Origin of the sequence: Streptomyces sp. CY-1 (assembly GCF_047218265.1) — a bacterium.
Classification (GTDB): Bacteria; Actinomycetota; Actinomycetes; order Streptomycetales; family Streptomycetaceae; genus Streptomyces; species Streptomyces niphimycinicus.
The window spans coordinates 9373640-9391101 of record NZ_CP178393.1 but is presented as its reverse complement, the minus strand read 5'-3'; the positions used below and the strand labels follow the sequence as shown (position 1 = coordinate 9391101).

Genomic DNA, 17462 nt, shown 5'->3' with positions numbered 1-17462 from the left:
GGAGCCCGCCATGGCCCTACTCTTCACCGGCGCGACCGGTTTCCTCGGCAGCCGCATCCTGCGCCATCTGCTCGCCGAGGACGGCGACGACCGGCCCATCACCGTCCTCGGCCGGGGCGGGGAAGAGAGTCTGCGGGCGCGGGTCGAGACGGCGCTCGACGGGCTCGACGGCCTGGCCGGCACCGCGACGCCGCGCGGGCACCTGCGGTACGTGTCCGCCGACCTCACCCTGCCCGGCCTCGGCCTGATCGACGGCGAGCGCCGCGCCCTAACCGACGCGTGCTCGGTGGTCTGGCACTGTGCCGCGCACCTCGCGCTGCACGACGACCCGGTGCCGCTGTTCAAGGCGAACGTCCTCGGCACCCGGCGCGTCCTCGACCTGGCCACCGAGGCGGCCGGGGCGCGGGTCGTCCACCTGAGCACCGCGTACGTCGCCGGGGGACGCGCCGAGGGGCACATCCGCGAGGACGACCTGGACGGCGGCCACGGCTTCCTGACGCCGTACGAGGAGAGCAAGTACACCGCCGAACGCGCGGTGCACGCCTGGAGCGCCCGCACCGGCCGGGGCGCCACGATCCTGCGGCCGTCGCTGCTCGTCTCGGACCGGCCCGCCCAGGGCAGCGGACAGCGCCAGCCGCTGGCGGTGCTGGCGTTCCTCATCCACGAGGCGCTGCGCCGCAGGGCCGAGGACGACCCGGCGCTCGCCTCCCTCCTCGACGGTGGCGACGCCCACGGCAGCGGTCTGCGAGTGCGGGTCCGCGCGGGGGGCGGCGGGGCGCTCAACCTGGTCCCGGTGGAGTACGCGGCCCGCGCGGCGGTGTGCGCCGCGCGTGTGGCGGCGGCCCGTCCGGGCGCCCCGGCGGGGGTGCGCACGGTGCACCTGACCCATCCGCACAACACACCCTTCGCGACGGCCGTGAAGGTCCTGGAGCGGCTGTACCCGGGGCTGTCCCTGGACCTGGTGGACGACCTGGACGACCCGGACCCGTACGAGTCGCTGTTCGCGCACCACCTGGCCTCGCTACTGGTCTTCACCGCGCAACGCCGGACGTACGACCGGCGCAACCTGCTCCAGGACACGGCGGGCCTGCCGGACCCCAGGCCCCTGGACGCCACCTACCTCGCCGACGCGGCCGGAGAGGCGGTCGCACCCGCCCCGGCAGCCTGACCAGTCCCCCACGACTCGGCAGCCCGCCGGGGCGCCGGGTGGCGAAGCCAACGCTGCTCCAGGACACCGATGGATCGTCCGGCCCCAAGTCCCCGGACGCCGCCTATCTCGCCGACGCCGCCGGAGAGGCGATCGCGCCCGCCCCGGCCGCCTGGCCCCTGCCCCACGGCCCGGTCGCGGCGAGCACCCGCAACTCCCCCAGCCAGGCGGCCGCGAACGACTCGGCGGCCCGGCGGGGCTCGGTGGTGGTGAAGCCGACCGCGGCCTGGTCCTGGGCGGTGGCCAGGACGGTGGACAGGTGGTGTCCGGCCGGGAGGAAGTTCAGCGGCAGTACGCGCCGGATCCGCCGCCCGGCCACCACCAGCGGGGACGAGGGGCCCCGCACATTGCTGGCGAGGAGGGTGGCGCGGGCCGGGTCGAAGTACCGCTCGAAACACCATCCTCCGGCCACGGCGGGGACGGACCGGAACACCGCGCGCACCAGCGGATGGCGCAGCGCGCGGGCCCGGTCCGCCGTGCGGGCGGCGACGAGGGCGAGGCGGCGTCCGGCGTCGGGTTCCGCCACGGGGAGCGCGATCCGGAGCGGGATATGGCGGTTGCGCAGCACGGCCGCGTCTCCCGGGCCACGGACGTTCACCGGGATCAGGGCGCGCATCTGCCCGTCGGGGCCGAGGAGTTCGGGCCGGGCGCGCAGCGCCCCGGTCAGCGCGGCCAGGTATACGTCGTTGACGGTCGTGCCGTGGCGGCGGGCGATGCCACGCAGCAGACCGAGGTCCGTTTCCGCGCAGGCGTAGGAGAGGGTGGCGGGCGGGCCACCGTCCGCTTCCGCCGCGCTGCTCCGGCGCCGCCCCAGCAGGGGCGTCCCGCACAGCCAGGCCGCGCGCAGCGGATCGGTGACGGCACGGTGCAGGGCGCCACGCGCCCGCCAGGGTTCGGCCCGCGCGGGGGACGTAATGGCGGCGACAGGTCCATCGGCGCCCGGGCCATGGGCGGCCGGGCCGTGGGCGGCCGGGCCGTGGGCTGCCAGGCCGTGGGCTGCCAGGCCGTGGGCTGCCAGGCCATCGACGGCCAGGCCAGCGACGCCCGAGCCATGGGCATCCGAGCCATCGGCGGCCAGGCCGTGGGCGCCCGAGCCATCGGCATCCGAGCCATGGGCTGCCAGGCCAGCGACGCCCGAGCCCTCGGCCGCCAGGCCAGCGACGCCCGAGCCCTCGGCATCCGAGCCATCGGCCGCCAGGCCATTCGCTCCCGTCCAGGCGGCCAGTACGCCGACCACTCCCGCACCGTCGAGCAGCCGGTGATCCGCCCGCCACACCAGGGCCGACGTGTCGCCCGGCAGCCCCGCCACCGTGGAGCAGGACCAGCGGTGCGGCTCCAGTGGCCTGGCCAGCGCCTCCTGCGCCACGTCGGACAGGCCCCGCTCCAAAGCGGCCTCGGCGTAATCGGCGTACTCGGCGTACTCATCCGCGTCACGCCACGGGCCGCCGTCCGAGGGCCCGGTGCCCAGCAGTTCCGCCACCGGCCTTAGCGAGGCCACGAGTTGGTGCCGGTCGGGAGGAGGACCCTCCAGCTCCAGCACCACGCCGATGGTCAGTCCGGTGCCGGGATGCGCCTTCCCGTACGCCACGAGAGCCGCGTCCGGAAACGGCAGTTTCCCCGTCGGCTTCCCGGCCGGTTTCCCGATTCGCTTCCCCGTCATCCTCCACCACCCCTCCGCCGGTGACACCGACCGGCAGCCGGAACAACGCCCGGGCGGCGCCCAAGTCACCACCCCGGGCTGGCGCGTCAGCGGCCGACGAGCGCGTTCACGACAACGGGTACACCTTGCTTACCGTGCGGGTGAATCACCCGCACGGACCAACGGCCACCGCTCCCCCGGCCGCCATCATCGGACGGATCAATCATCGGAAGCGGCCCCCTTCGGGTGGCCCGACCTGGGAGAAGTGCGTGACTTCAGCGAACGGGCGCAGGCGCGCCCTCGTCCATACGGCGGCCCTCGGGCTGCTGGCGGCCGCGGCGGGCGCCGTGGCCTTACTGGGGCAGCAGCCCCCGGCCCGCGCGGCCACCGAAGCACCGGCCGTGCCCCTGCCGGTGACCTGTAAGGGCACGGCCACAGTGGAGCCCACCAACCCCGACCTGGTGCTCGTACGCGACCAAAGCGGTGTCGCGGGCTACCGGGCCACCATCACCGGAAACTGCCTCGGTTCCGCCGTGTTCTCCAAGGTGCGGGTCACCCTGGAGGGCATGGCCGAGGGCACCTGCGGCGCGGCCATCGGCACCGGCACGGGCACGGCGGAGTGGATCGGGCCGGGCGGTGCGCGGGTCGGCACCAGCACCGGTGGCGGCAAGCTCCGCTTCACCAACGACGCCGACGGCAACGTCACCTTCAGGGCCGAGAACGTGCAGATCGCCAGGGGCCTCTTCGCGGGCTCCGTGGGCGTCGACATCACGGTGGACGACCGCGGCGTGGGCCGGGACTGCTGGACGCAGGGCAGGCTGGCCGGTGGCTCGGGCAGCGGCTCAGGGCGGCTGACGTTCGGCTGACGCCTCGGCGGGGGCCGGAAGCCGTGCCGCGTGTTCCGGGGCGGCCTCCGGTCGCCCGCCCTTGCCGGTAGGCGACTTCCGCCCGCCCTTGCCCAAGCGGGGCTTCCGCCCGCCCTTGCCCGAGCGGGGCTTCCGCCCGCCCTTGCCCGAGCGGGGCTTCCCGGACTTGCCGAAGGCCCAGGAGGCGCCGGGCCACCACCAGTTCGCCGCGCCCAGCAGCCGCATGACGGCGGGTACCAGCACCGCCCGTACGAGCACCGCGTCGATCAGCACCGCCAGGAAGACACCGACGCAGATCTCCTTCACCATGACCACGCTGCTGGTCGCGAAGCAGGCCGTCACCACCAGAACGGCCGCCGCCGCGGCGCTGATCACCCGTCCCGAGCGCTCGATCCCCACCGCCACCGACTCCCGGTCGTCCCCGAGCAGGCGGTACTGCTCACGGATGCGCAGCAGCAGGAACAGCTCGTAGTCCATGGACACCGCGATGAGGAGGAACAGCATGACGATGGGTGCCAGCGCGTCCACATAGCCCGTCGGTTCGGCTCCGAGCAGCCTGCTGGCGTGTCCGTCCTGGAAGATCCAGGTGAGGGCGCCGAAGGAGGCGCCGATGGACAGGCCGTTCATCACCAGCGCCTTGAGGGGAAGCACGAGCGAGCGCAGGGCGACGGTGAGCAGCACGAAGCTCGTGACCACCATGAAGGCGAGCACCCGGGGCAGCAGCCGGTAGAAGGTGTCCATGGTGTCCACGGCGAGGGCCGACGCGCCGCCCACCAGCACACCGCTGCCGCCGGGTACGGGCAGCGTGCGCACGTCCCGTACCAGTGACTTGGCGGAGTCGCTCTCCACCCGGTGGTCCTGGCCTACGTAGATGACGGCCTTGTGCCCGGTGGTCCCGGCCACCAGCACGCCCCGGGCGCCGGGCAGTTCGGAGACATTCCGTGTCCAGGTCAGCAGGTCGGCGTGGCCCCGGCCGCGGTCCACGGGGTGGTCGAAGGTGGCGATGGCCTGCAAGGTGCCGAGGCCGGAGACGGCGAAGTCGTGTTCCATGCGTTCGGCCGCCACCCGGGCCGGTGCCCCGGCGGGCAGCATCCGCTGGTCGGGGAAGCCGATGACGGTGTGCAGGAACGGCACCGCGAGGGCGAGCAGCAGCGCGGAGACGGCGCAGGTGTAGGCGATGGGCTTCTGCATCACCGCACGGGCCACCCGGCCCCACAGCGCGCCGTCCCGGCGGCCGCCCTGGCGCCGCAGCCAGGCCGGTGAGAGCGCGTCCACGCGCTCGCCCAGACAGAACAGCAGCGCGGGCAGCACCGTCACCGTCACCAGGGCCCCGACCAGCAGCCCGGCCGCCGCGCCGATGCCCAGCGCGCGGACGAAACCGAGCGGGAAGAAGGCGAGGCCCACGGCGATGAAGGTCATGACGACGCCGGACAGCGCCACCGTCCGCCCGGCGGTGTCGACGGTGATGGCGACGGCCTCCGCCGGGGTACGTCCCGCCCGCAGCTCCTCCCGGAATCTGCTGACGATGAGCAGACCGGCGTCGACGCCCGCCGCAAGGCCGATGGCCACCACGAGGTTGACCGTCACATACGGGACCTCGATGACATCGGCCACCGCGCGCAGCGCGGCGAGGGCCGCGGCCGTCGCCAGGACTCCGGTGACCACCGGCAGCAGCGCGGCGACCACACCCCGGAAGACGAACACCATCAGCAGCATCATCAGCGGCAGCACCATCAACTCGGTGCGTACGAGGTCGCGTTGGGACCGTTGGACGATCTCCGAGATGATGGCGCTCGGCCCGGTCCAGGTGACCTCGAACCCCGGTGCGCGCAGGGCGTCCCGCAGCGCCAGATAGCTCTGGGTGCGGCCGGTCTCCCCATCGCCCTTCAGCAGGATCGGCACCACGGTCGCGTGCTGGTCGAGGGAGACCAGCAGCGGATTGGCCGAGGACCAGGCCGTCGTCGCCCGGTCCACCGTGCCCTTGGGCGCCCGGCGCAGCGCGTCCTCGACCGCCTCCCGGAAGGCGGGCCGGGCGGCGGTCAACTCCTCGCTGCGGAAGGTGACCAGGACATCCGCGCCACCCTCCCCCACCTCGTTCCGGATCGCGTCCGCCGCCCGGCTCGCCTCGGCGGCCGGTGCCATGAAGCCGCCGTAGCTGAGCCGCCCGGACAGCCCGGAACACGCCCAGCAGGAGACCACCAGCACCAGCACCGCCCCCGCGAGCACCCAGACCCTGCGCGCGACGTCGAAACGCCCCAGCCGGACGAACATGCCACCCTCCCTGGCTCACCGCGCCGGCGCCCACAGTGGGACGGCCCGCGCAGGACGCCCAACGAACGACACTCCTCCAGGTCACCCAGGTGTGCATAGAAGCCCCGCAATGACCCGCTATCAGGGGTAGCGACCGGATTTTCCGGGTGCGCCCTTACACAACGGAAACTGTCGTTTACCGGATCGTGTTCACAAAGGGCTTTTCTCGGGGCCTCTCACCGCAATGGCCTTTGACGCCCCAAAACACCGGAGAGGGCCACGGAATACCGCTCCGAGCAGCCACTTGACCGATACCGGCCCCTTGAAACAACCTTCTGCCGAGATTTTGGCGACATTTGATGTCCCGGCACTGTCCTCTTACGACATGGCTGCTTTACGTTTCTCTTTTCTCGCACTACCGGAAACACTTACAGGGGAACCGTGCTCACTCAGGACACCACCGCGCAAGGCGCTTCGAGCGCACCCGATCCACAAGCGCCACCGATCAGCGACCGACCGGCCGCACCCGCCCGGTCCAGGGGCGCCGCCATTCTCGGCTGGGTCGTCACTCTCACCCTCAACGTCGCCGCGCCGATCCTCACCTACAACGCGCTGCGCGACCACGGCTGGAGCGAATTCGCCGCGCTGCTGCTGAGCAGCGCCTGGCCGGTGGTCGACGGCGCGGTCCACATCGTCTGGCGCCGCCGTCTCGATGAACTCGCCATCGTCACCCTCGTGTTCATCGTGATCACCGCCGTGGTGTCGACCGTCGGCGCGCACTCGGCCCGCGCCCTGCTGATCAAGGACTCGGCCGTCACCGGGCTCTTCGGGCTGCTGTGCCTGGCGACGCTGCTGACGCCGCGCCCGCTGATGTTCTACTTGGGGCGCAAGTTCGCCACCGACGGCACCGAGGCGAGCACCGCCTGGTGGAACGGCCTGTGGAACGTCGATGGCTTCCGCAAGGCCATGCTGACGATGACGACCGTCTGGGGCGTGGCCTACTGCATGGAGTCCGCGGTCCGGATCGTGCTGTCGTACACGCTGAGAACCGACACCATGGTGGTCCTGAGCCCGGTCCTGATCTACGCCGTGCTCGCCTCCCTCGGCGTGTGGACGGGCGTGTACGGCAAGCGGTCACGCCGCAAGGGCCAGGCCCGCGCAGCCGCGGCAGCGGCGGCGGCGGCCGAGTCCGAGACCGAGACAGTGGCCAAGGCCGAGACCGAGACCGAGGCAGCGCCCACCGAAGCAGAGGCCACTGACGCGACGCCCGCCGAGGCAAAGGCGGCCGAGCCCGCCTGACACCGGATAGCCGGCCGCGGGTGAACTCCGGCGGCCGGGCGCGGCGTCGATATGGGAAGCTGTTCGACAGCCGGACACGCATGCGGGGGCCGTGACGGCCGTCGAGAGGAGCAACAGCGTGACGGAGAACGGCTTCCGCGCCGAGGAGATCGATACCAGCAGGCCGCACCCTGCCCGGATCTACGACTACCTGCTGGGCGGCAAGAACAACTACGAGGTGGACCGCGAGGCGGGTGACCGGCTCGCCGCCGCGGCGCCCGAGGTGTGGAGCGGCGTACGGGCCAACCGCGACTTCCTGCGGCGCGCCGTGCGCCATGTGGTCGGCGGCGGCATCCGGCAGATCCTCGACATCGGCACCGGACTGCCCAGCTCCCCCAATGTGCATGAGATCGCCCGGGAGTTGGCGCCGGACGTGCGCGTCGCGTACGTCGACAACGACCCGATCGTCAACACCTACGCCAATGTGCTTCTCCGCGGCTCCGCCGCCACCAGCATCGCGCTGGCCGACCTGCGCGACCCGCGGGCCATCCTGGAGCACCCCGAGGTCCGCCAGGTCATCGACTTCGACGAGCCGGTGGCGTTGCTCCTCGTCGCCATCGTCCACTTCCTCACCGAGGCTGAGGAGCCCGGGCGGGTGCTCGCCACCCTGCGCGACGCGCTGCCGGCCGGGAGCTTTCTGGTGCTCTCCCACGCCACGGGCGACTTCGCCGACCGCAGCGCCGCCCAGGCGGTGTACAACAACGCCTCCGCCACCCTGAACCTGCGGTCCCGCGCCGAGGTCGAGCGGCTCTTCGACGGCTTCACCCTGGTCGAGCCCGGTCTGACCGAGGTCCCGTTCTGGCGCCCGGACGCCCCGCCGCCGACCGGGCCCGGCGAGATCGGCTACTACGGCGGCGTGGCGCACAAGACGGACTGAGCCGCCACTGTCGCGTCGCGTCAGGAGGGGCAGGCGCTCTTGGAGCCGCTGCGGTAGGTGCGGTAGAGGGCGGCCGCCCCCGGGGCGCCGGAGCGGGTGCTCGACGGGAACTCGACCACGGGTACGGGCTTGCAGACGGCCCATTGGTCGTTCTTGCCCGGGCCCTCGAAGCCGTATGTCCCTCCGGCGCCGACCAGGCAGGAGCTGCATGAGTTGCCGGCGATGCTCGGGATGATGAGGGTGTTGTACACATCGTCCTTGGTCGGGATGCTCATCGCCTCCGGGGCCTTCTTGCCGCCCTCGTTGATCTCGGCGAAGGTGCGGTCCACTGCGCCCGCGAGCAGCGCGAAGGCGTCGTGGTACATCACGGCGTAGCCGTCGTCCAGCGGCTTGCTGCCCAGCTTGTGCTGCTTCCGTATCTCCTCGAAGCGGTCGAGGAAGCGGCCGAGCGCCTTCTTGGGGTTGCTCTTCCCCGCCCACCAGGCGGGGTCGACGGAGGAGGCGTCCACGATCGTGGCCCGTGCCTCGTCCAGCCATCGGGCGGGCGCGTCCGCGGTGAGGGTGGGCTCCAGGCCGATGCCGACCTTCAGGATGCGCAGCGTCGTGGTGCGCCCGCAGCTTCCCTCCTGCGCCATGCGCTCCATGAACGCGGGCAGGTCCTGGTCGCGGCCGGCGAAGAAGACGGTGTCGGACTTCTCGTTGCAGATCTTCTGCACAGCGTCGGTGAACCGCTGGGGGATGCCCTTGTCGGTTCCGGAGGTGCCGGTGAAGTTCGAGTTGTGGTTGGTCAGGTCGTACGCCGTGCCGAAGTGCCGCTCGAAGACGCTGCGCAGATTCTGGGAGTAGACGTCCTCGCTGCGGTTGTCCCAGACCAGGAAGCCCCGGTGGCCGGCCGGTTTCTTGTCCAGGTAGAGCCCCAGGGCGCGGGCGAACTGGTCGTTGTTGGGCGAGGTCTTGAAGAAGTACGGGGAGTTCATGTTGGCCGCGGTGATGACCGGGCCGACGGTGGGGATGCTGTGCTTGCTGAGCGCGGCGATGGCTCTTCGGGTCTCGGGGGTGCTGCTCGGGATGCCGGTCACGCCGACCAGTGGCGCCCGGGTGTCCTTGGACAGCTCGGCGAGGCGGTCGACGACGGGCTCCCAGCGGTCGAGGTTCCGGCCGTCGGGGGCGAGCAGCAGTTGGTAGTGCGGGCCGCCGAAGCGGTTGGCCTGCCGTTGGGCGGCCAGGGCACCGGCGAGTCCGCGGCGGATCATGTCCACCGTCATGGCGCTGTGGTCGTCCGCGGTGAAGGGCATCATCAGCGCGATCCGCACATACGGGATCTTGGGTCCGCTCGACGGATCCTCCCAGTCCTGCCGCACCCGCGCGTTCTCGTCCGCCACCGCCCCGATGAGGCTTTCGATGCCCGGGTCGGCCTCGAAGGCTTCCGCGGTGACGCCCACGCAGTCGCCGTCGATGTCCCGCAGATCGTCACCGCACCTGCCGGGGCCCTGCACCACGTTGACGACGACGGTGATCGCTACGGCGACCAGGGCGCCGAGTCCGACGACGGCCAGCCATTCGAGCGGCCCCCACTCACGAGGGTGACGGCGGAACAGACGGAACAGCATGCTTCCTCACTGACCGGAGATAGGGAAGGGGCGCTTCTTCCGTGCCGCCGCGGGCCAACTGCGGGCGGCCTGACCCAGGACGGCGTGCCAGGACGGGTGGCGCGGGGAGAGGTAGGCCAGCTCTTCGCCGACCGCCTTGCACATATCGGGGTCCGGCTCGGCGTGCGGCTCGGACACATGCCACAGGGCGTGCAGCAGCCGGTTCACACAGCGCTCGATCTCATGCAGTTCGGCGTACCGGCCGTCGTGCGCGCCGAGGGCGATCTGCATGCGTTCGTCGGTCCACTCCGCGGCCGGTGGGGTGGGCGCGGTGGCGGCGTACCGCAGGCACAGCAGCCAGTGGGCGGCGGCGTGGGCGTCCTTCTCGGACTGGAACTCCTCGGTCAGCATGGCCACCACCGTCTCCGCGTTTCCGGCCGCGAGGGTGTGCCGCAGGGCGTCCGCCTCGCCGCTCTCCCCGCGCTGGGCGTGGTGCATCCGCAGGAAGCGGTGGATGTCCTGCCAACTGCGGCCGTCCTCGGCCCGTGAGGAGGTGCGGCGCGCCTCGTGTACGAGCAGCGTGCGCAGCAGCGCGTCGGTGACCAACGGCTGGTCGGGCGGGGTGAGTTGCTGCCACTGCTGCTCTTCGAGGTAGTCGGTGGCGGAGTTGGCGGGCAGTTGGTCCGGGCCCTGGAGGCGCAGATTCTCGGCCAGCGCCTCCGCGGCGGTGCTGTCGCGGGCGAGCGAGAGCAGGGTCAGCCGGTCGCGCTGGCGCCGGTTGGGGAGCAGCCGCTCCAGGAGTGCTTCGGTGACGGCGCGGCCGTCCTTCGCGTGGAGTTCGAGGAGGTCGCGCGGGCCCACGCCGCGGCCCCGCTTGGTGGCGTCCAGGACCGCCGCGCACAGGACGGTGGTCACCGCGGGATGCCCGCCGGTCAGGGAGTGCACGGCGGAGGCCAGATGGGGGTGGAGCGGCCGGGCGGGCCAGTCCGGCACCAGGAGGGGCAGGATGTCGTCCCGGCTCAGCGGGGTGAGGGGGACGGCGAGCAGTCCGGCGGACGGGGCCAGGCCCTTGCGCTGCCAGCCGGAGGACTTCACCAGATCGGGCAGGTCGCGGCGGATGGCCGCGGACGCGTTCTCCGGTAAGCCGCCGAGGCGGGTGGCCACGACGACGAGTTCCTCGTGGTCGGGGCGCTCGGGGAGCGCCCGGTGCTCGAGGAGGAGGTCGAGGAAGTCCTGCCCCGGCGGGCAGTGGGCGTCGTCGAGCAGGATGAGCGGCCAGGGCTCCCGGTTCCACCGCTGAATCCTGCCGTAGGAGGAGGCGACATCGTGGAGGAAGGCGGCCATCAGGCTCTGCTCGGCGGCGTGCCGGTAGTCGCCGCCGCGCTGGAACCACTCCCCGAGCAGCACCAGCGGATCCTGGCCGTCCGCGCCCCTCGGGAAGCGCCGCCGGTACCACTCCTGTGCCGCGGCCGGCTGATACCGGTCGGTGTACTCCGCCACCACGGCGGCGGTGACCGAATCCCGGCCCCACTCCGCGTCGGTCTGCGCGCCGGTCGTCTCCAGACGGCCTTCGACAGCGGTGGCCCAGGCGTGTCTCAGCGCGTTCTCATCCCCGTCGGCGAGGCGGCAGGCGAGCAGCAGCCGGGCGAACGTCAGGCAGGCCACGTCGCGCTGCTCGCCGTTGCCGCGGTACCAGCCGGAGACGGCGAACAGGCCGGGCACCAGGACGGGGAAGCGGCGGCGCACATCGGGGGCGAGCCCGCACACCAGCTCCGTGAGGATCTCGACGAGGGTCGAGGCGGTGGGGGCGCGGCCGTCGGCCGGGGCGGGCGGGAAGGTCTCGGGTTCGGTGGCCACGGCGCGGACGTGGGCCAGCGGCAGCCGGTCCCGGTAGCGCGCGGCCAGTTCCTCGAGCACCGCGCTGCGCCCCATGCCGTGGTATCCCGTCACCAGCACCACGGGCAGATCGCCCTGGTGCTCGCGGCCCACCCGGGACCGCTCGTCGTAGGCCAGGCCGGTCAGCCGGGGGACGAGCGAGCGCAGCAGAGGGTCCCGGCCATAGAGCGGTGACCCTTCCGATACGCGCATCCTGCTGCGTCCCGCCTCAGTCGTCCTCTGCTGCCCGGCAGCCGTGACCTCGGAGACGGGCGGCACCGCTCCCCCGAGACATCAGCCGCTGACATCCGTACCAACTACGCCTACATCCATGAACTTACCCGTTGGGTAAACATCCCACCAGGTAATCGCGACACCGGGTGTGAGCCGGGTATGCGGCGGTGCCGGTCAGGGGTGCGGGTAGATGTCGAGTTCCACGCTGTCGGGGAGCGAGTCCGCGCCGCGGATCTCGCCCGGGTAGACCAGCCGCACCCGGCGCAGCCGGGGCAGTCCGGCGAGGGAGGCGAGATCGAGCTCCGCGACCTGCGACAGATGGATCTCCTCGAGCCCCGGAAGGCGCCTGGCTATCCGCCGCAGCGGAACCGCGGAACCGGCCCTGGCCCATACGTCCAGGTGCGTGACCTGGGGGATCTCGGTACGGGGGGCGAACAGCAGCATGCTGAGCTGCTGCGGGGAGAGCGTCAGCTTGCGCAGATTGGGCAACTCGGCGATGAGGGAGCCCCATTCGTCCGGCGCCAGGCGCTCGCTGGCGTCCTGTAGACGCAGCTCCTCCAGCTTCCGGCACTCCACGATCCCCGCGAGCTGCGCCGCCGACGACGGCAGGGAGAGCAGCCGCAGCTCGGCGGGGCGCGGAAGGTCGGGCAGACCGCGCCAGGGCACCTCCGGCCCCACCAGGAGCCCCTCCAGCCGGGGGCAGTCGGCCAGCTTCAGGAGGGGCTCGAACTGGGGGAGGTCGCGCAGCTCCAGCCTCCGCAGCCGGGGCAGTCGGGTCAGCGGCGCGGGGTCCTTGACGTTCCGGCATCCCTGCAAGGCGACCGTCTCCAGCTCGGGGTAGGCGGAGAGCAGGGCGAGGTCCTCCAGTTGCAGGGTGTTGCGCAGGCGCAGCTCGCGCAGGTGGCGCGGGTCGAGCGAGGCGCGGATCTCCGCCGGGTCGAAGTCGCCGTGCAGGCCCACGCGCTGATAGCCGGACATGCTGCGCAGCGCCTCCAGCTCGGCTGGCGAGCGCACCGTGACGATCTCCTCGGGGGCGGTGTCGAGGAGCGGCCGTACGATCTCCTCCGCGTACACCTTGGTGTCGAACCGGTCCCAGTGGGCGAGGAGTTGGGCGCGCACCGCGGGCTGGCCGGTGCCCAGGAACTCGCGGAGCCTGGGGATGGCGGCGTCCCCGCCGATCTGGCATATCGCGTGGACGGTGGCGAGCTCCTCGTCGCCCTCCAGGTCCTTGGCGTCGGGCAGCAGGCCCAGGAGCAGCGGGCCCGTCTGCGCCAGTGACCTGGCCTCCCGCAGGCTGCGCGGCGGCAGCAGCCGGGCGGCCCGGTCCTCGATGGCCTCGCGCACCGTCGGCTCCAGGCGGGTGGCCTGTTCGAGGGAGGCGAGGGCGAGGAGCCGCAGCCGCGCCTGGACGGTGGCGTCCTGCTCCCGGTCGCCCCGCTCGCGCAGGCGGGTCAGCAGGTCGGCACGCTCTTGGTGGCGAGCCTGTGCGACGGCCATCTGCACCACGTCCTCCCACTGGTCCAGGTGTGCGTTGTTCACCAGCATGCCCATATCGCGCTCTTCCAGCACGGCCCTGGCGCCCAGGAAGTCCTGGAAGGTGCGGTGGATGAAGTCGACCGCGCCCGGGGCCGGTTCGCGCAGCAGACCGGAGCGCTCCAGCAGATGCTGAAGGGCCTCCTCCGCCGTTCCGACGTCCGCGAGGCGGGGGACGGAGGGCTGGAGCCGCCGCACCACGTTCACCGCGTCGGGGCGGTCGAGCTGTGTCCGCTCGTTGCGGATCAGCCAGTACGCGAGCCTCTGGAGCGGCTCGGTGGCCGACTTCTGGTCCAGTGCCGGACGGCTGCGGCCGTAGACCTCGCGCTCCAGGTCGCGCCGCTCCAGGAGCATGGAGAGCGCTGCCTCGTACAGGGAGGCGCGGCCCTGGGGCAGGAAGCCGCGCCGCTCCCGGTGCAGGGCGCAGATCAGGCCGCACATCAGCGGATTGGTCGCCAGGCGGCTCAGCTCGGGGCTGCTGCGCAGCGACAGCGAGAGCGACTCGCCGAGCTCCTGCGAGGCTCCGGCCGCGGTGTGCCAGCGTCGGATGAACTGCTTCATATCGGCGGGCCGCATCGCGGCGAGCGCGAACTCCTGGAAGCCCTCACGGGCCAGCCAGCCCCGTTCGAGGGCCGAGGGGCGGGAGGTGAGCAGCCACAGATTGCCGGGGAAGACGGCGAGCAGCTTCTTCAGCCAGGCCCGCACGCGGGCCCGGTCGTCCTTCGGGATCTCGTCGGCCCCGTCGATCAGGAGCACCCCGCGCCCGTGCCGCAGCACCCGCGCGGCCCAGCCGTCGGGCTCGGTGCCCACCAGCGGGCAGCCGATCCAGCGCAGGAAGTCGTCGGGCATGGGCAGTTCGGAGTCCCTGCGCGCCAGGGTGCGCAGCGGCAGGACGAAGGGGACGCGTCCGAAGAGCTGCGAGAGCCCGCCCGGCACCCGGTCCTGCTGCGCGGTGGAGAGGGCCAGCCACTGGACGAGGGTGGTCTTGCCGGTGCCGGCGACGCCGCGCAGCAGGACGCGCTCATGGCTGGCGAAGACCGCCTCGGCGGGGCCCGCGGTCCGCTCGGCCTCGGTGTCCCGGTCGGCGCCGGGCTCGCCGCCCAGCACCGGCACCCGGTCGGTGCCGTCGCGGTACGGCCTGGCCTCCAGGCTCAGATAGGCGGTCTCCAGCGGCCAGTCCTGGCCGTCCGGTTCGCGGAGGTCGACGCCGTAGATCGTGAGCCTGCCGTGGCACTCGACGACGTAGCGCGCGTACTCCTCCTCGAACTGGATGTCCTGGTGGCTGATGTCCGGCAGCCGCCGCAGGATTGAGTCCAATTTCTCGCTCTGCTCCCGGATCTCGCGGCTCTGCTCGATCTGGGCTCGGGCCGCGAATCCGGGCCGCTGGCTGAAGAAGCGCATGAGGTGGAGGCAGGCCGTCTCCAGGAGCCGGTCGTGGAAGCGGGCGGCGTCGTCGCTCAGCAGCCTGCGCGTATCGGGGCCCGCGCGCCGGGACAGCTCGGCGGCCAGCCGCTCGGGGCCGAGCGCGAAGGCGTGGACGTCGTCCATGTCGAGATCGCCGAGGGCGTGCAGGGTGCGGGTCAGCGCCTGTCCGACGGAGTCGTGCTCGTCGGCGCCGATCGGCGGATCGTGCGGCCCGGCGGCCCGCACGGCGCGGCGGACCAGCTCGCGGGCGAGCTTGTGCAGATCGTCCTCGGTGAGGGTGCGGTGCTCCCGGGCGAAGGACACCAGCCGGCGGATCGGTACGGGCCGCTCGCCGTACTCCGCCCCCGGCGCGCTCGCGGGCGGCAGCAGCAGCCGTTTGACCACCGGCACGACCACTGCCGATGCGATCCGCAGCCCCACCGTGCCGCCGTCCACAGCAGCCCCTCCCTCGCGGCGTCGGCGCGCGTTCCCCGCCGAGCCCCGTCCAGCCCCTCACCTCCCGCTCACGATAGCCGCGAAGACCCCTGAAGGGTGAGGGTCCACAGGGCGCGAAGCGCGGTCGCACCGGTACGGTTTGGCCCATGGATGTTTCCGGAACAGCTTCCGCCGATGAAAACACCAGGCCGCAGGAGGTCATCAAGGCCACAGCGCGCCAACTGCTGGTGAAACTGGGGGCCGGAGGGCTGACCCTGGACGCCGTCGCCAGCGAGGGCGGACTCTCCGTCAGCGATGTGGAAGCCGTCTTTCCGCATCGGGACGCGCTGCTGACCGCGCTGCTCATCGACGCCTACAACGAGTCCGGCGCCGCGATGGAGCAGGCCGATCAGGCGGCCAGGGAGGCCGGGGCGCCGGCGGGCGGGCGGCTCCTCGCGGCCACCCGCGCGCTGCGGCGCTGGTCGTTCGCCAACCCGGCCGAGTTCACGCTGGTCTACGGCTCGCCCGTGCCGGGCTATCACGCCCCGCAGGACACGGTCCCGCCCGCCTCACGCACCCCCGCGGTGCTGGCCGGCATCGTGCGTTCGGCGCTGGAGGCCGGTGAACTCAGCGCGCCCCGGCGTCAGATGCCGGGGCCGTCGCTGCTTCTGCCGGATGCCGAGGCGCTCTTCGGCGGGGTGCCCGAGGCTCCGTTCTCGGACCTCATCGAGCGCGGCATCGTGCTGTGGAGCAGTCTGGTCGGGCTGCTGGTCTTCCAGGTCTTCAGCCGTACCCATGACAGCGTCCGGGACGAGACCGCGTTCTTCGACTACGCCATCGCGGTGGCGGCCGAGGGGATCGGACTCGTGGTTCCTTTGGGCGAGCACACCGACTGAAACCGTTCGGCACCTGTGGGGGAAAGGGCCGTGACCACCATCAAGACTTTTCTCTTCGCCATCGCGGCGCTCTCGTCGTATGCCGCGCTGATCTACCGGCTGTTCCAGGTCAGGCGCAGTTGGCGGGACACCGCCTACCGCACTCTCGTGATCACCCTGCTGCTCCAGTGCCTCACCTTCACGATGGGTGCCTTCGCGATGGGGAGCGAGCGCTTCCTGGGCGTCGGCAACCTCGCGATCCTGGTGATGCATCTGTCGGCGGTGGCCTTCTGTGTCAGCGCGCAGATCATCCTGCTGCACTGGGCGTCCGCCACCGAGGAGTCGGGGCGCAGGGCCCGTTACTGGCTGTTCATCGGCGTCGCCCTCGACGCGCTGCTGACGGCGCTGTTCTTCATCGCCGACGGCCCCGGGCGGCCGGCCGATGACTTCAACACCGGCAGCGGACAGCCGCTGATCCTCACCTACCTCCTGGTCTTCATGGTCTCCCAGGCGGTTCCGTGTATGACCATCCTGCGCCAGTGCGTGCCCTACGCCCGGATGGCGGGCAGGACCTCGCTGGGGCAGGCGCTGCGGATGCTCTCCGTCGCCGCGGTGATCCTGTTCCTCTACTGCCTGGCCAGGGTGGTCAACATCCTCACGGCCGCGGGCGGGCTCGACATCGGCGGCTGGACCATTGCCGCCAACGTCTTCAGCGCGCTGGGCATCGTCACCCTCTCGCTGGCCCTGACGATCTCCTCCTGGGGGCCCTCGGCCACCAAGCTGCTGGAGTGGGCGCGCGGTTACCGGTCCTACCGGGCCCTGTATCCGCTGTGGCGGGATCTGTACGAGTCCTCCCCGGACATCGTCCTGGAGCCGCCGGGGGCCGCGGTCTCCGACCTCGACTACCGGTTGCACCGGCGGGTGATCGAAATACGGGACGGCTGGCGGGAGTTGCGCCCCTACATCGACCGCACCTCGGGCGGCGACGGCCAGGCGGACCCCAAAGGGAGCGAGGAGTCCCGGCAGGCGTTCGCCGAGGCGGCGCAGATCAGGCAGGCCCTGCACGCCAAGCGCACCGGCACCATTCCCGATGACAACGCGGACACCGGCGACTTCGAGGACCGCGACACGGACAACTTCACCGCCGAGGTCGTCTGGCTCACCAAGGTCGCGTCCGCCTACCGGCGGCTGGCCAAAACGCGCTGAGAAAGAGCGCCGAGAGAGGGATCCCGCCCGGTCTGCCCCCGTCAGGCCGAGCGGGATTTCCCCCGTGATTCCCCCGTTTTCCTCTTCCGGGCCGAGCGGGTGGCCCCCGCCCGGCCCAGCTCGGCACCGCCCTG

11 protein-coding genes are annotated in these 17462 nt (G+C 72.2%); 6 read left to right on the top strand and 5 right to left on the bottom strand.

Going from position 1 to position 17462, the window contains the following annotated elements; translation table 11 throughout:
- Positions 1-10 precede the first annotated feature (10 nt).
- Positions 11-1168, top strand: coding sequence for an SDR family oxidoreductase (locus ACK1X7_RS40410; protein ID WP_413116435.1), 1158 nt, complete (start codon positions 11-13; stop codon positions 1166-1168).
- A 103-nt stretch (positions 1169-1271) separates the two neighbouring features.
- Here the strand turns inward: ACK1X7_RS40410 and ACK1X7_RS40405 are convergent, their stop codons facing one another.
- A complete protein-coding gene (locus tag ACK1X7_RS40405; protein WP_413116434.1) occupies positions 1272-2867 on the bottom strand; it encodes a WS/DGAT domain-containing protein in 1596 nt (531 codons plus the stop codon).
- A gap of 248 nt (positions 2868-3115) precedes the next feature.
- Between ACK1X7_RS40405 and ACK1X7_RS40400 the strand changes: the two genes are divergently transcribed.
- On the top strand, positions 3116-3712 hold the full coding sequence (locus tag ACK1X7_RS40400) for a hypothetical protein (RefSeq protein ID WP_413116433.1): 597 nt from the start codon (positions 3116-3118) through the stop codon (positions 3710-3712).
- Here the strand turns inward: ACK1X7_RS40400 and ACK1X7_RS40395 are convergent.
- Positions 3689-5983, bottom strand: a complete 2295-nt coding sequence (locus ACK1X7_RS40395) for an MMPL family transporter (protein WP_413116432.1) — start codon at positions 5981-5983, stop codon at positions 3689-3691. The genes ACK1X7_RS40400 and ACK1X7_RS40395 overlap by 24 nt on opposite strands.
- Before the next feature lie 420 nt (positions 5984-6403).
- On the opposite strand from ACK1X7_RS40395, the gene ACK1X7_RS40390 reads away from it, so the two are divergent.
- Positions 6404-7261 (top strand): VC0807 family protein, encoded by an 858-nt coding sequence (locus ACK1X7_RS40390; protein ID WP_385139036.1) that lies wholly within the window; start codon positions 6404-6406, stop codon positions 7259-7261.
- Positions 7262-7379: 118 nt separating this feature from the next.
- On the top strand, positions 7380-8177 hold the full coding sequence (locus tag ACK1X7_RS40385; RefSeq protein ID WP_385139033.1) for an SAM-dependent methyltransferase: 798 nt from the start codon (positions 7380-7382) through the stop codon (positions 8175-8177).
- A 20-nt stretch (positions 8178-8197) separates the two neighbouring features.
- Here ACK1X7_RS40385 and ACK1X7_RS40380 read toward each other — a convergent pair whose 3' ends face one another.
- The 3 genes from ACK1X7_RS40380 to ACK1X7_RS40370 all read right to left on the bottom strand — a co-directional run bounded on the left by ACK1X7_RS40380 (position 8198) and on the right by ACK1X7_RS40370 (position 15268).
- On the bottom strand, positions 8198-9787 hold the full coding sequence (locus ACK1X7_RS40380; RefSeq protein WP_385139030.1) for an ABC transporter substrate-binding protein: 1590 nt from the start codon (positions 9785-9787) through the stop codon (positions 8198-8200).
- A gap of 6 nt (positions 9788-9793) precedes the next feature.
- Positions 9794-11854 (bottom strand): ATP-binding protein, encoded by a 2061-nt coding sequence (locus tag ACK1X7_RS40375; RefSeq protein WP_390793429.1) that lies wholly within the window; start codon positions 11852-11854, stop codon positions 9794-9796.
- A gap of 195 nt (positions 11855-12049) precedes the next feature.
- On the bottom strand, positions 12050-15268 hold the full coding sequence (locus tag ACK1X7_RS40370) for an NACHT domain-containing protein (RefSeq protein ID WP_385139024.1): 3219 nt from the start codon (positions 15266-15268) through the stop codon (positions 12050-12052).
- 146 nt (positions 15269-15414) lie between these two features.
- On the opposite strand from ACK1X7_RS40370, the gene ACK1X7_RS40365 reads away from it, so the two are divergent.
- Together ACK1X7_RS40365 and ACK1X7_RS40360 are read left to right on the top strand one after the other, a co-directional pair.
- Positions 15415-16143 (top strand): WHG domain-containing protein, encoded by a 729-nt coding sequence (locus ACK1X7_RS40365; protein WP_390793430.1) that lies wholly within the window; start codon positions 15415-15417, stop codon positions 16141-16143.
- A gap of 30 nt (positions 16144-16173) precedes the next feature.
- Positions 16174-17328, top strand: coding sequence for an MAB_1171c family putative transporter (locus ACK1X7_RS40360; protein ID WP_390793431.1), 1155 nt, complete (start codon positions 16174-16176; stop codon positions 17326-17328).
- The last annotated feature ends 134 nt before the right edge of the window (positions 17329-17462 follow it).